A 12,884-nucleotide genomic window follows, 5' to 3' on the forward strand; every position below is an offset into this window, starting at 1 on the left:
TACGACGAGAAAGCGCGTGTCGTTGGGAGCATGGCGGTCGTGATGCCGATGACCCACCGCCGACCGTCGTTGTCGCCCCTGCTCACCCGGATGCGCGACCGATCCCCCGGACTGGCCGCCAGCCTCTTGGGTGGCGCGGTCGCGGCGGGGCTCGGGCTCGGCTCGTTCGCGGTGCTCGTGATGGTGCTGTGGATCAGCTCGCCGTACCCGGACAGCGGACCCGGCGGCGCCCTGCACATCGCCGCCGCCCTGTGGCTGCTGGCGCACGGCGTCGAACTGGTCCGCGCCGACACCCTCACCGGAGTCCCGGCCCCTGTCGGCGTCACCCCGCTGCTCCTCCTCGCCGTGCCGCTGTGGCTGCTGCACCGGGCGGCACGGCACGCGGTGCTGGGCGGTGCGGCCGACGCCACCGACATTCCGCCGGTCCCGGCCCGTACGGCGTGGACCGGCGTCGCCCTCGGCTACCTCGCCGTAGGCACCGCCGCCGCCCTCTACGCGTCCGGCGGCGAACTCTCCCCCTCCTGGAGCTGGACCGCGGTCTGCCTCCCGCTGCTCGCCGCGGGCGCGGCCGGGTCGGGCGTGTGGACGGCGTACGGGCGCCCGCGCGAACCCGTGCTGAGCCTGCTGGTCCTGTTGCCGGCCGGGCTGCGACGGCTCGTCCTGGGCCCGGAGGCGCGCGAGTCCCGGGCCCGCATCGGCACCGCCGCACGCGCCGCGGGCCTCGCCACGGCGGTGCTCGTCGGGGGCGGGGCGCTGCTGCTCGGGGCGTCCCTGGTCTGGCACGGCGGCGCGGCCCGGACGTCCTTCCTCCAGTTGACGGAGGGTCTGTCGGGCCGGTTCGCCGTCCTGTTGCTCTGCCTCGCGCTGCTCCCGAACGCGGCGGTGTGGTCGGCGGCGTACGGCCTCGGCCCCGGATTCGTGCTCGGAGTGCACCACACGGTCGCCCCGCTCTCCTCGGCCCCGGCCCCGCTCCTCCCGCCCTTCCCGCTCCTCGCCGCGGTCCCGGACGCGGGCACCGGGACCCCGCTGAACTGGCTCGCCGTGCTGGTGCCGGTGACGGCCGGGGTGACGGCGGGGTGGTTCGTGGCACGGGTCGCGGTGGGTCAACGGGGCGATGGCGGGGGCGAGTTGTCGGAGGAGCGGAAGCGGAAAGCGGTCGGCGCCGGGCTCCGTCAACAGTCGACGTCGGCCCCCTGGGCGCAAGGCCGTACCGCCGCCACCGCGTTCCTCGCCGCGGCCCTGTGTGCCGTAGCGCTGGCTGTGTTCGCGGAGTTGTCCGGCGGGCCGCTCGGGGGTGCGGCGCTCGCGCGGTTCGGGCCGGTGTGGTGGCAGACCGGGGGCGCGGCGCTGGGGTGGATCGCGGTGGTCGCGGTGCCCACGGCGGTGGGGCTGCGGGCGTGGCGGCTGCTGGAGCGGCGGGTGCCGACGCCGACGATCGGGACGTCGACGATCGGGAAGCCGCGGGAGGCCGAGGCGGAGACGCCGGCCGTTGCTGACGGATCTTGGTTCCGGAGGTCGTTCACGGTCGGCCGGGGTTGGTTCACCCGCAAGCCGAAGGCGGAGCAGCCGGTATCTGTACCGGTCCCTGTCCCTGGACCTGTGCCTGTCTCCGTGCCGTTCCCGGCCCCCGTCGACCAGCCGTACATCGCCTACGACCACGACCCGACGTTCGACCCGCCCTCGCTCACGCCCTGGTACGACGACGCCTCCCGCGAGGCCCGCTGGGCGGCCTTGAGGGAGGCGTCCACACCACCGGAGCAACCGGAAGAACCGGGCGAGCCCGAGCCGAACTGACCGGCGGCGTCCGTCAGTTGGCGGTGCCCAGCAGCCCCCGCAGATCCTTCGGCAGCAACTGGTTGCAGGACTGCTTGGCCTCGTTGGTGAGGGCGTCGTTGGCGCAGGTGTAGTAGTCGCTGTAGGCGAGCTGGGCGACGAACATCGCGGCGACCAGGGCGATGGCCAGGGACGCGGTGACCAGGCCGCTCACCGCCGCCGTCGTCTGGGGGCGGGCCTGGGATTCGGGCGTGGCCGGGGTGTCCGGGTCGCCGGGGCGGGGCTTGGCGCGCAGGGCGCTGCCGCCCCAGTAGAGGGCCAGCGCGCCCAGCAGCAGGGCCACGTACGGCCAACTGAAGAGCGCGAAGAAGAAGGCCCACATGCCGCTCAGCAGGGCGTAACGGGCGCGGCGCTGGGCCGGGTCCGTCGGATCCCAGCGCATGCCTCCCTGGCCGGGACCGCCGGCGGGGCCCTCGGGCCCGCCCTGTCCGCCGGGACCGCCGGTGCCACCGGGCCGGTCACCGAAGCCGCCCTGGGAACGGCCGGGCTGCTGATCGCTCCACTGACTGCCCCACGGCGAACGGCCGCCGTCACCCTGCGGGGCGTCGCCGCCGTCGCGACCCTCCGGGCGCCGCGGCTGCCACGGGCGGTCCGGGGTGCCCTCGGGCGGCGGCGCGAAGGGGTTGTCGTCCTGCCCCGCACCGCTCTTCCCCTCCGAGGGCGCGTCGGGCGGCGACGAGGGCCGCTCCCGGAGCAGCACCGACTGCGGCGGGAACGTGAGAAGTCGCAGGCTGCGGTCCGGCATCAAATGAGCGTCTTCCCCTTGTGGATGTGCTTGGTGGACGGGCTTGGCGGGTGTGCTTGGTGAATACGTCTCTCCGACTCGAGCTGGTAGTACGTGAACGCCTCGCACGACAACGGCGTTCCCGAACCCGCTCTCCCCAGACGCTACCTTCCGGCCACGCCCCCGTCCCGTGGGGGCTGTCCGGTGTGCCGGTATCGTTGCTGACGGTCGGCCGCTTCGTAGACTTCCCCGTATCCCGGGGCGCGAAGCATTCGTATGAACGCACGAGCGGACGTACGAGTGGACGCGCGAGTCGGCCGTGTGAAGACGCTCCCCCGAGAAAGGGCCCCGCCGTGGCCGCCAAGCCCGTGGCCAAGCGCCTTGTCGTGCTGGTCTCCGGATCCGGTACGAATCTGCAGGCGCTCCTCGACGCCGTCGAGCATGCCGGTACCGAGGCGTACGGAGCCGAGATCGTGGCCGTGGGCGCGGACCGGGCGGGCATCGAGGGGCTCGCCCGTGCCGAGCGTGCCGGGCTGCCCACCTTCGTGTGCAAGGTGAAGGACTTCGCGACCCGTGAGGAATGGGACGCGGCGCTGGCCGAGGCGACCGCCGCGTACGAGCCCGACCTGATCGTGTCCGCCGGGTTCATGAAGATCGTGGGCAAGGAGTTCCTGGCCCGCTTCGGCGGCCGGGTCGTGAACACGCACCCCGCCCTGCTGCCCAGTTTTCCGGGAGCCCACGGCGTACGCGACGCACTCGCGTACGGCGCCCGGGTCACCGGCTGCACCGTCCACTTCGTCGACGACGGCGTCGACACCGGGCCGATCATCGCTCAGGGCGTGGTGGAGATCCGGGACGAGGACGACGAGAGCGCTCTGCACGAGCGCATCAAGGAAGTCGAGCGCACGCTGCTCGTCGATGTCGTGGGGCGGCTCGCCCGCAACGGCTATCGCATTGAGGGACGAAAGGTAGTTATCCAGTGACCGCCGAGAGCAACAAGCGAGCCATCCGTCGCGCGCTGGTCAGTGTCTACGACAAGACCGGCCTGGAAGAGCTGGCACGCGGCCTGCACGAGGCGGGCGTGGAACTCGTCTCCACGGGTTCCACCGCCGCCCGTATCGCCGCGGCCGGTGTCCCCGTCACCAAGGTCGAGGAGCTGACCGGCTTCCCCGAGTGCCTGGACGGCCGGGTCAAGACCCTGCACCCCAAGGTCCACGCCGGCATCCTCGCCGACCTGCGCCTGGAGAGCCATCGTCAGCAGCTCGACGAGCTGGGCGTGGCCCCCTTCGACCTCGTGGTCGTCAACCTCTACCCGTTCCGGGAGACGGTCGCCTCGGGCGCGTCCCCCGACGAGTGCGTCGAGCAGATCGACATCGGTGGCCCGTCGATGGTCCGCGCCGCCGCCAAGAACCACCCCTCGGTCGCGGTCGTCACCAGCCCGGCCCGCTACGCCGATGTCCTGAACGCCGTACAGAACGGCGGTTTCGACCTCAACACCCGTAAGCGGCTGGCCGCGGAGGCCTTCCAGCACACGGCGTCGTACGACGTGGCGGTGGCGAGCTGGTTCGCGTCGTCCTACGCGCCCGTCGACGAGTCGCGGTTCCCGGACTTCCTGGGCGCGACCTGGGAGCGCGAGAACACCCTGCGCTACGGCGAGAACCCGCACCAGCCGGCCGCGCTCTACGTCGACGGCAGTGGCGGTGGCCTGGCGCAGGCCGAGCAGTTGCACGGCAAGGAGATGTCGTACAACAACTACACGGACACGGACGCCGCGCGCCGGGCCGCGTACGACTACGCCGAGCCCTGTGTCGCGATCATCAAGCACGCCAACCCGTGCGGTATCGCGATCGGTTCGGACGTCGCCGAGGCGCACCGCAAGGCGCACGCGTGTGACCCGCTCTCCGCGTTCGGCGGGGTGATCGCGGTCAACCGGCCGGTGTCGAAGGAGCTGGCCGAGCAGGTCGCGGAGATCTTCACCGAGGTCATCGTCGCGCCCGGCTACGAGGACGGCGCGCTGGAGATCCTCGCCAAGAAGAAGAACATCCGCGTGCTGAAGGCGTCGGGCGGCCCGTCGAACGCGGTCGAGGTCAAGCCGATCGACGGGGGCGTGCTGCTCCAGGTCACCGACCGGCTCCAGGCCGACGGCGACGACCCGGCCAACTGGACGCTGGCGACGGGCGAGGCGCTCTCCGAGTCCGACCTGGCCGACCTCGCGTTCGCGTGGAAGGCCTGCCGCGCGGTGAAGTCCAACGCGATCCTGCTCGCCAAGGACGGTGCCTCGGTCGGCGTCGGCATGGGCCAGGTCAACCGGGTCGACTCCGCGAAGCTGGCCGTCGAGCGGGCGGGGGAGGAGCGGGCGCGCGGTTCGTTCGCGGCCTCGGACGCGTTCTTCCCGTTCCCGGACGGCCTGGAGGTCCTCACCGACGCGGGGGTCAAGGCCGTGGTCCAGCCCGGCGGTTCGCTCCGCGACGAGCTGACCATCGAGGCGGCGAAGAAGGCGGGCGTCACGATGTACTTCACGGGGACGCGGCACTTCTTCCACTGACATCAGCCAGATCCTCCGGGATCGACGCGGGAGTTGAAACAGGGGCCGGAGGCGGCTCGGGCGGTGGCAGTTCGCACCACACCGTCTTGCCCTCCGGCCCCTGTTCCACGCCCCAGCGCGCCGCGACCGCGTCGAGCAGCAGCAGGCCGCGGCCGTTCTCGTCCTCCGGCCCGGCCGCGCGTACGACGAGCCAGGCGTACGGCTCCGGGTCCGTGACGGCGACGCGGATACGGCTGGGGGTGCGGGTGATGCGCAGGGTCACCGGTGTGCCCTCGCCGAGGTGCCGGATCACATTGGTCAGTAACTCGCTGACACAGAGCTGGACTTCGGGACACGGGACGCCGAGGTGTTCCCGTACGGCACGGCGGGCCTCCGGCACGGCCTTGGGGACGGCGAGGAGTTCCAGGGCGAGCGGCGTCACCGGCCGGCCGCCTTGCGGAGGGCGGCGGTGAGGGCGCGGGCGGTGTCGAGGTTGCAGTTCCCGAGTTCGACGAGTGGGGGGCCGTAACTCTGGACGACCGAGGGGAGGTCGAGGCCGAGGGACGGCAGGGTGATTCCGTTCGCTTTCAACGCGGCCTGGAGTTCGGCCACTTCGCTGTTGGCCTCGTGGGAGTAGGGGCTGATCATTTGCCGTACGCCTCTCTCTGTGACGAATTGCTCACAGAGTGACGCGGAATCTCGTACCGTGACAGAGGTTTGGGTTGCACCCGGGAACTGGCAAAAGGCGGTGGTGAGTTGTGCCCCCACGCAAGGACACCGACGCGTCGGCGAATGTGCCTTCCTTCTACGGCGCGGAGTTGCGCTTCAAGAGGGAAGCGGCCGGCCTCACGCTCGAACAGTTGGCGGAGGGAAGCTTTCGGGGCGTCCCGTTTTTGAGCCAGATCGAGCGCGGTGAGCGGCGAATGCCGTTGGATCTGGCCCAGCACGTCGATAAGAGGCTTGGCACGGACGGCTTTTTCGAGCGGCGTTGTGAAGACGCGCGGAAGGCGAAGCAGTCGGGGCATGCGGAGTATTTCGCGGATGTCGCCGAGATGGAGAAGTTCGCGGAGTCGATTGAAGAGTGGGCGCCAGCGCTACTTCCGGGACTGTTGCAGACGGAGGCGTACGCCCTGAAGGTCATTCGGACTGGTAGCCCATGGCTGCGATCCGACACCGTCGAGGCGCAGGTCAACGCACGCATCGCGCGCGCGAAGCTCTGGGGGCGGGAGGAACGTCCGTCGTTCTGGGCGATTGTCCGGGAGGAGCTGATTCGCAAGCCGCTGTTGCCGTCCGACGAGATGGCGGCGCAGTTGGAACACATCGCGCAGGTGGTTCGCTCCACGCAAGGCGTTCTGCAGGTCCTTCCGGAAACGACGGTGGCCTACCCGCTCATGATGGGCATGATCAAGGTGATGACCTTTCCGGACGCGCCGCCCGTGGTGTACACGGAGGGCCTGCACAGTGGCCAACTGATCGACTATCCAGCCCTCGTGAAGGACTACCGCAGGTCGTACGATCTGCTCAGGGCCGCGGCACTACCGCCGGAGACGTCCCTGGACATGATCGAGCAAGCGGCGGAGGATCACAGAAATGGCAAGCACAGGGCCTGACTTGAGCACCGCTGTTTGGCGTAGGAGCAGCTACAGCAACAGCAGCGGCGGCGACTGCGTCGAGGTCCGCGACGACCTCCCCGGCATCGTCCCCGTCCGGGACTCCAAGGTCCCGGACGGTTCCGCTTTGCTCATTTCCGGCGTCGCCTGGGCGTCCTTCGTCGACTGGGCCGGTACTGCCTAGCTGTCCACCTCGTACTGCCCCACCTCGATGAAGTACCGCAACTCCTCCGGCGTCCCATCGATCGCCGCCTCCGCTGCCGCGCGCAATGCGGGGCTGATGGTCGGGTCGGCGAGGATGCGGAAGGCGGCCACGCGGTCGTCCTCGGCCTGGGCCAGGCGGTAACCCGTCTTCAGGAAGGTCCGCAGGTCGTCCACCGTGCCGTTGAGGGCCGCGTTGGCCGCGCGGGTGACGGCCTTGCCGGAGTCGGGGTCCGCCAGGATGCGCAGGACCGCGATCCGGAGGTCGTCGTCCGACATGGTGTCGACGGTCGTCGGGTCGACCGGGGTGTACGTGGCCACGGCGGTGGACGTGGATGCTGACGTGGATGCGGATGTCGCGTCGGCCGCGTGTGCCGGTGTCGCGAGCAGGAGGATCGGAGTGACGGCTGTGGCCGCTGCGAGCAGGGCGGTGTGGCGGACGGCTCGGCGGATCGGTCTCACTGGTGAACCTGCCTCACGGGAACGGGAACTGGACTTGTGCGAGCGGTGATCGTCGCACCGGGCCGCCCACGAAGTCATTGCCGCGTACAGGCAGTCTTGCCGCCGCCGTTCCTGCCGTAGAGCGGAGAAACGCGCCGGGGCCGGGTCACCACGTGGTGACCCGGCCCCGGGCAAAAAGCTTGCCGATCAGGCGAGTTACTGCGTGCGGATCACGATCGAGCCGCAGATCTTGTCCGCGAACGTCTGACGCTTCGCGTCCCACGCCGGCCACAGCCAGCCCAGGTAGCAGGCGATGGAGTCGACGAAGTGGGCGAGGCGGCGGACGAACGCCATGCCTATGCCGAGCGGCTGGCCGGTGTTCTCGCGCACCAGACGGATGCCGAGCGCCTGCTTGCCCACGGTCTGGCCGGTGCGGCCCTCGCGGATCAACTGCCAGACGAACAGGCCGAAGACGACGATGCCGCCGATGCCCGTCAGCGCGGCGTTGTCGCTGCTGCGGCCGACGATGAACAGGACGTACGGCACGAGGTAGATGAGGCCGTCGACCAGCGTGCCGAGGAAGCGCTGACCCCAGTTCGCGAACGGCGGGGTCGCGCCGTAACCCTGCTGCGGGTAGCCGGGGTAGCCCGGCTGCTGCGGATAGCCGTAGCCCTGCTGCGGCGGGACACCCTGGGGGGCGCCCTGCGGGTAGCCGTATCCCGGCTGACCCTGCGGCTGGCCGTAGCCGGGCTGGCCCTGCGGCTGGCCGTAACCCGGCTGGGGGTTCTGCGGTGGCTGCTGCCCGTAGGGGTTGTTCGGGTCGTAACTCATGACGGGATTTCCTCCGTTGGCACTGCGGGGACGACGCGGATTGCGCGGAGGTACATCACGAGATGAGCGGTTTGCCCCCCAACACCTACCGCGGTGGTGCGCCGTTCATCGTTCTCTTCGGGGCGACTTTTTGTCCAGTTGCATTCCGTAGGCGTTGTGTAAGTGCAACATCCTGATCATTCGGTACCCGGATTGGAACCATGACGGCGTCATCCGCGAGGATGGGCCCATGACAGCCCAGATTCTCGATGGCAAGGCCACCGCAGCCGCGATCAAGTCCGATCTGACCGCCCGCGTGGCGGCGCTGAAGGAGAAGGGCGTCACGCCCGGCCTCGGCACGGTCCTGGTCGGGGACGACCCCGGCAGCCAGAAGTACGTCGCCGGCAAGCACCGGGACTGCGCCCAGGTGGGCATCGCGTCGATCCAGCGCGAACTGCCCGCCACCGCGACCCAGGAGGAGATCGAGGCCGTCGTCCGCGAGCTCAACGACGACCCCGCCTGCACCGGTTACATCGTCCAACTCCCGCTCCCCAAGGGCATCGACGAGAACCGCATCCTGGAGCTGATGGACCCGGACAAGGACGCCGACGGCCTGCACCCGATGAACCTCGGCCGGCTCGTCCTGAACGAGCCCGCCCCGCTGCCCTGCACCCCGAACGGTGTGCTGACCCTGCTGCGCCGCCACGGCGTGGAGATCAAGGGCGCCGAGGTCGTGGTCGTCGGACGCGGCATCACCATCGGCCGCCCGATGCCCCTCCTCCTCACCCGGCGCAGCGAGAACGCGACGGTGACCCAGTGCCACACGGGTACGCGTGATCTCTCCTCGCACCTCAAGCGCGCGGACATCATCGTCGCCGCGGCCGGTTCCGCCCACCTGATCCGGCCCGAGGACGTCAAGCCGGGCGCCGCCGTCCTCGACGTCGGTGTCTCGCGCAACGCCGACGGCAAGATCGTGGGAGACGTCCACCCGGGCGTCGCCGAGGTCGCCGCCTGGATCTCCCCGAACCCCGGCGGAGTCGGCCCGATGACCCGCGCCCAGCTCCTCGTCAACGTGGTCGAGGCGGCGGAGCGCAGTGTCGCCTGACAGCCCTGAAAGCCCTGAGACCAAGGACCGCGGTGAGGGTGTGGACGACATCGAGGTCACGGACCCCGTCAGCGCGCCCGACGCCGAGGGCAGGCCGCGCCGCACCACCCGCCGCTTCCCCCTCTTCACCCGCGACACCGCCCGCCCCGAGGGCGGCGGCCGGGCCGCCCCGGGCGACGCCCCGGCCCCGGCCCGCCAGTGGCCGATCCTCGCCGTCCTCGGCACGGTCGGCCTCGGCCTGCTCCTGACCGCCTTCGACGTCTTCCGCTACGGCACGCTCCTGATCGGCGCCGCGCTGCTGGCCGGCGCCGTCCTGCGCTGGGTCATGCCGGGCGTCGGCATGCTCGCCGTCCGCTCCCGCTTCACCGACATCGTCACCTACGGCGTGCTCGGCCTCGCGATCGTCCTGCTGGCGCTGATGGCGCAGCCGAAGCCGTGGCTGACGATCCCGTTCCTGAAGGACACGCTGCACTACACGGTCAACAGCAACTAGCGCCCGGCGCCCCGCAGTTCGTGACACACGACGGCGGCCCGTCCTCTCCCCCGAGCAAGGACGCGCCGCCGTCTGCGTTCACTGTGCCGACGTGTGAGCGCGCTGTTCAACGGCTGTCGGCGCGCTGTGGCAGGGAGGTGACCGTTTCGCTACGCGGTCCGCACCGCGTGGCGACGAGGGAACCGTTCCCCTTCCGATGTCGTCATTTTGCTCGGAGCGGGCATATGGGGACGCCGGGGATACCGGCGAGGTACCGAGGGCGTCGGGGAGGTGCGATGGGCGGCTGGCAGCCGCTGCCGGACGAACTCCCGGCGGAGGTACGGCACTTCGTGGAGCAGTTGCGCCTCCTCAAGGACCGCACCGGGCTGAGCCTGGTGGCGCTCGGCGCGCGCACCGCGTACAGCAAGTCCTCCTGGCACCGCTATCTCAACGCCACCCAGCCCCCGCCCCGGCAGGCCGTCGTCGCCCTGTGCCGGGTGGCCGGTGTCGACGCCGAACGCATCGGTGTGCGCTGGGAGTTGGCGGTCCAGGCCTGGCCCCGCCCGGAGCCGGTCCCGGCGCGGGCGGAGGGTGAGGGCGAAGGCCGGGACGAGTACCGGGACGACCCGACCCTGCCCTGGTGGGACACGCCGCCCGGGGAGCCGGAGCGGGGGCCCGGTGGACTACTGCTCCGGTATGCGGTGGCGCTGTTGCTCTTCCTCCTTCTCGTGGCTGTCGCGGGAGTCGTGACCCTTGTGTCGACGCATTGACACGATTGCTTGTGCGCGGCGGACCCGGCCAACAACCGCGCTAGCGTGGACAATTCAGGGCAGAAGGGGGGAAGTAATGCCTCGTTGGAGGGCCTTGCCGGATGAACTCGATCCGCAGGTCAGGGAGTTCGCGGGCCAGTTGCGCAGGCTCGTGGACCGCAGCGGCCTGAGCATCGCGGTGCTGGCCGACCGCACGGGCTACGGCAAGACGTCCTGGGACCGCTACCTCAACGGCCGGCTCCTCGCGCCGAAGGGTGCGGTCATCGCCCTCGCCGAGGTCACCGGCACCAGCCCCGTCCATCTGACCACGATGTGGGAGCTCGCCGAACGCGCCTGGAGCCGCTCGGAGTTGCGGCACGACACGACCATGGAGGCGCTGCGGATCTCCCAGGCGCGCGACGCGCTGGGGGAGGGGCAGGGCAGCGGCTCGGTGCCGCCGCGGCCGACGGCGCCCGACAGCGACGTACGGGAAAGTGCTGCTCGGCCCTCCCCGCCCGGGGGCAGGCGGCGGGTGCTGATGGTCGGTGCCGGGGTCGTCGGGGTGCTGGTGGTGATCGCGGCCGTGTTCCTGTTCATCGGCAACGGCGGCAGCGGCGGCGGGGGCAGGAAGGCCGGGGCCGCGCACGCCTCGGTCTCGCCGTCCGTGAGCACGAACCCCGAGCCGCCGGCCGGAGTGAAGTGCGTGGGCGCCGGCTGCACCGGCAAGGACGCCGAGGCGACGGGGTGCGCCACGGACGCGGGCGCGGTGACGACCGCCAGGACCGCGACCGTCGGCACGACCGTCGTCGAGGTCCGCTACAGCAAGACCTGCGCCGCCGCCTGGGGCCGTGTCACCGCCGGTGTCCCGGGGGACTCCGTCCGGGTGAGCGCGGGGACCGTCACGGAGACCGACAGCATCACGGCGACCGGTGACGCCATCGCCTACACCCCGATGGTGGCCGTGCAGGACGCCGCTGAGGCGAAGGCCTGCGTGACGCTGGCCTCGGGACAGAAGGGGTGCACCACCTAGGGCGCGCATCGCGTTTGTGCGGATTTGGTGAACGTGGGGAATGGCCGCCCCGGATCCGGGAAGGCGATTCATACCCCCACGGGAGTCCGGACCCCCGGTACCCCCCACGGCGGTCGTCCGGTGTTCCTCTCCCGAGCCGGACGGCCGCCTTTTTCGTGTCCTGACGCGGGCGCTGTGGGGTGGGCCACACGGACCCGGCAGTCCGCGATCCCGGATGCGCGATAGCCTGACCGGTGGATCTCTTGACGCCAAGAGATCGATCATTTGTACGTCCAGCACCCCGGGGCAGTGCCGCCCCACCGCCCGCTGTCATAACGGAGAACGCCATGACCCGCACTCCCGTGAACGTCACCGTCACCGGCGCGGCCGGCCAGATCGGTTACGCCCTGCTCTTCCGCATCGCCTCCGGCCAGTTGCTCGGCGCGGACGTGCCGGTCAAGCTGCGTCTCCTGGAGATCACCCCGGCGCTCAAGGCCGCCGAGGGCACGGCGATGGAGCTCGACGACTGCGCCTTCCCGCTCCTTCAGGGCATCGACATCACGGACGACCCGAACGTCGCCTTCGCCGGCACGAACGTCGCTCTCCTCGTGGGCGCCCGCCCCCGCACCAAGGGCATGGAGCGCGGTGACCTGCTCTCTGCCAACGGCGGCATCTTCAAGCCGCAGGGCAAGGCCATCAACGACAACGCCGCGGACGACATCAAGGTCCTCGTCGTCGGCAACCCGGCCAACACCAACGCGCTCATCGCGCAGGCCGCCGCCCCGGACGTACCGGCCGAGCGCTTCACCGCGATGACCCGCCTGGACCACAACCGCGCGCTGACCCAGCTCGCGAAGAAGACCGGCACCACGGTCGCCGACATCAAGCGCCTGACCATCTGGGGCAACCACTCCGCCACCCAGTACCCCGACATCTTCCACGCCTCGGTCGCCGGCAAGAACGCCGCCGAGACCGTGAACGACGAGAAGTGGCTGGCCGAGGAGTTCATCCCGACCGTCGCCAAGCGCGGCGCCGCGATCATCGAGGCCCGTGGCGCGTCCTCCGCTGCCTCCGCCGCCAACGCCGCCATCGACCACGTCCACACCTGGGTCAACGGCACGGCGGACGGCGACTGGACCTCCATGGGCATCCCGTCGGACGGCTCCTACGGCGTCCCCGAGGGCCTCATCTCCTCCTTCCCGGTCACCACGAAGGACGGCGTCTACGAGATCGTCCAGGGCCTGGACATCAACGAGTTCTCCCGCGCGCGTATCGACGCGTCGGTGAAGGAGCTCGAGGAGGAGCGCGACGCGGTCCGCTCGCTCGGCCTGATCTGACGTTCCGTTTCCGACGTTTCCCGAAGGTCCCCGGTAGCCGATAAGGCGGCCGGGGACCTTCGTCGTGCC

At 70.8% G+C, this 12,884-nt stretch carries 15 protein-coding genes; 10 read left to right on the plus strand and 5 right to left on the minus strand.

The window, feature by feature from the left end; all coding sequences use genetic code 11:
• Window positions 1-30 precede the first annotated feature (30 nt).
• The gene (locus OG223_RS32260) at window positions 31-1,794 is read left to right on the plus strand and encodes a cell division protein PerM (RefSeq protein ID WP_329256111.1); all 1,764 of its coding nucleotides are present in this window, start codon (window positions 31-33) and stop codon (window positions 1,792-1,794) included.
• A 13-nt stretch (window positions 1,795-1,807) separates the two neighbouring features.
• Here OG223_RS32260 and OG223_RS32265 read toward each other — a convergent pair whose 3' ends face one another.
• On the minus strand, window positions 1,808-2,578 hold the full coding sequence (locus OG223_RS32265) for a hypothetical protein (protein WP_329256113.1): 771 nt from the start codon (window positions 2,576-2,578) through the stop codon (window positions 1,808-1,810).
• A 332-nt stretch (window positions 2,579-2,910) separates the two neighbouring features.
• Here OG223_RS32265 and purN point away from each other — a divergent pair, with 332 nt between their 5' ends.
• Together purN and purH are read left to right on the plus strand one after the other, a co-directional pair.
• Window positions 2,911-3,540 (plus strand): phosphoribosylglycinamide formyltransferase, encoded by a 630-nt coding sequence (purN, locus tag OG223_RS32270; protein ID WP_329256114.1) that lies wholly within the window; start codon window positions 2,911-2,913, stop codon window positions 3,538-3,540.
• On the plus strand, window positions 3,537-5,102 hold the full coding sequence (gene purH, locus OG223_RS32275) for a bifunctional phosphoribosylaminoimidazolecarboxamide formyltransferase/IMP cyclohydrolase (protein WP_329256116.1): 1,566 nt from the start codon (window positions 3,537-3,539) through the stop codon (window positions 5,100-5,102). The genes purN and purH overlap by 4 nt, the downstream gene beginning before the upstream one ends.
• Here the strand turns inward: purH and OG223_RS32280 are convergent.
• Both OG223_RS32280 and OG223_RS32285 read right to left on the minus strand, forming a co-directional pair.
• A complete protein-coding gene (locus OG223_RS32280) occupies window positions 5,074-5,523 on the minus strand; it encodes an ATP-binding protein (RefSeq protein ID WP_329256118.1) in 450 nt (149 codons plus the stop codon). The two genes, purH and OG223_RS32280, sit on opposite strands and share 29 nt — an antisense overlap.
• The gene (locus OG223_RS32285) at window positions 5,520-5,729 is read right to left on the minus strand and encodes a hypothetical protein (protein WP_329256120.1); all 210 of its coding nucleotides are present in this window, start codon (window positions 5,727-5,729) and stop codon (window positions 5,520-5,522) included. The genes OG223_RS32280 and OG223_RS32285 overlap by 4 nt, the downstream gene beginning before the upstream one ends.
• 110 nt (window positions 5,730-5,839) lie before the next feature.
• Here OG223_RS32285 and OG223_RS32290 point away from each other — a divergent pair, with 110 nt between their 5' ends.
• Both OG223_RS32290 and OG223_RS32295 read left to right on the plus strand, forming a co-directional pair.
• Window positions 5,840-6,691: a helix-turn-helix domain-containing protein gene (locus tag OG223_RS32290; protein ID WP_329256122.1), complete on the plus strand. Its 852-nt coding sequence runs from the start codon at window positions 5,840-5,842 to the stop codon at window positions 6,689-6,691.
• On the plus strand, window positions 6,672-6,875 hold the full coding sequence (locus OG223_RS32295; protein WP_329256124.1) for a DUF397 domain-containing protein: 204 nt from the start codon (window positions 6,672-6,674) through the stop codon (window positions 6,873-6,875). The genes OG223_RS32290 and OG223_RS32295 overlap by 20 nt, the downstream gene beginning before the upstream one ends.
• Here the strand turns inward: OG223_RS32295 and OG223_RS32300 are convergent.
• On the minus strand, window positions 6,872-7,354 hold the full coding sequence (locus OG223_RS32300) for an ALF repeat-containing protein (RefSeq protein WP_329256126.1): 483 nt from the start codon (window positions 7,352-7,354) through the stop codon (window positions 6,872-6,874). The genes OG223_RS32295 and OG223_RS32300 overlap by 4 nt on opposite strands.
• A gap of 195 nt (window positions 7,355-7,549) precedes the next feature.
• Entirely contained in the window at window positions 7,550-8,164 is a 615-nt protein-coding gene (locus OG223_RS32305; protein ID WP_329256128.1) for an RDD family protein, read from the minus strand.
• 229 nt (window positions 8,165-8,393) lie between these two features.
• Between OG223_RS32305 and OG223_RS32310 the strand changes: the two genes are divergently transcribed.
• The 5 genes from OG223_RS32310 to OG223_RS32330 all read left to right on the plus strand — a co-directional run bounded on the left by OG223_RS32310 (window position 8,394) and on the right by OG223_RS32330 (window position 12,815).
• Window positions 8,394-9,248: a bifunctional methylenetetrahydrofolate dehydrogenase/methenyltetrahydrofolate cyclohydrolase gene (locus OG223_RS32310; protein ID WP_329256129.1), complete on the plus strand. Its 855-nt coding sequence runs from the start codon at window positions 8,394-8,396 to the stop codon at window positions 9,246-9,248.
• A 40-nt stretch (window positions 9,249-9,288) separates the two neighbouring features.
• Entirely contained in the window at window positions 9,289-9,741 is a 453-nt protein-coding gene (locus tag OG223_RS32315) for a DUF3017 domain-containing protein (RefSeq protein ID WP_200690380.1), read from the plus strand.
• A 275-nt stretch (window positions 9,742-10,016) separates the two neighbouring features.
• Window positions 10,017-10,490 carry a helix-turn-helix domain-containing protein gene (locus OG223_RS32320; RefSeq protein ID WP_329256133.1) on the plus strand — a complete coding sequence of 158 codons (474 nt, stop codon included), beginning with the start codon at window positions 10,017-10,019 and terminating at the stop codon, window positions 10,488-10,490.
• Between the two features lie 94 nt (window positions 10,491-10,584).
• Window positions 10,585-11,499: a helix-turn-helix domain-containing protein gene (locus OG223_RS32325; protein ID WP_329256135.1), complete on the plus strand. Its 915-nt coding sequence runs from the start codon at window positions 10,585-10,587 to the stop codon at window positions 11,497-11,499.
• Between the two features lie 326 nt (window positions 11,500-11,825).
• On the plus strand, window positions 11,826-12,815 hold the full coding sequence (locus OG223_RS32330) for a malate dehydrogenase (RefSeq protein ID WP_329256137.1): 990 nt from the start codon (window positions 11,826-11,828) through the stop codon (window positions 12,813-12,815).
• Window positions 12,816-12,884 lie beyond the last annotated feature (69 nt).

This window comes from Streptomyces sp. NBC_01478 (genome assembly GCF_036227225.1).
Classification (GTDB): domain Bacteria; phylum Actinomycetota; class Actinomycetes; order Streptomycetales; family Streptomycetaceae; genus Streptomyces.

What these genes read in the sequence shown, in the direction of transcription:
- OG223_RS32295 (WP_329256124.1), top strand. Translation starts at nt 6,672, where the DNA reads ATGGCAAGCACAGGGCCTGACTTGAGCACCGCTGTTTGGCGTAGGAGC.
- OG223_RS32305 (WP_329256128.1), bottom strand. Translation starts at nt 8,164, where the DNA reads ATGAGTTACGACCCGAACAACCCCTACGGGCAGCAGCCACCGCAGAAC.
- OG223_RS32260 (WP_329256111.1), top strand. Translation starts at nt 31, where the DNA reads ATGGCGGTCGTGATGCCGATGACCCACCGCCGACCGTCGTTGTCGCCC.
- OG223_RS32330 (WP_329256137.1), top strand. Translation starts at nt 11,826, where the DNA reads ATGACCCGCACTCCCGTGAACGTCACCGTCACCGGCGCGGCCGGCCAG.
- OG223_RS32320 (WP_329256133.1), top strand. Translation starts at nt 10,017, where the DNA reads ATGGGCGGCTGGCAGCCGCTGCCGGACGAACTCCCGGCGGAGGTACGG.
- OG223_RS32265 (WP_329256113.1), bottom strand. Translation starts at nt 2,578, where the DNA reads ATGCCGGACCGCAGCCTGCGACTTCTCACGTTCCCGCCGCAGTCGGTG.
- OG223_RS32285 (WP_329256120.1), bottom strand. Translation starts at nt 5,729, where the DNA reads ATGATCAGCCCCTACTCCCACGAGGCCAACAGCGAAGTGGCCGAACTC.
- OG223_RS32310 (WP_329256129.1), top strand. Translation starts at nt 8,394, where the DNA reads ATGACAGCCCAGATTCTCGATGGCAAGGCCACCGCAGCCGCGATCAAG.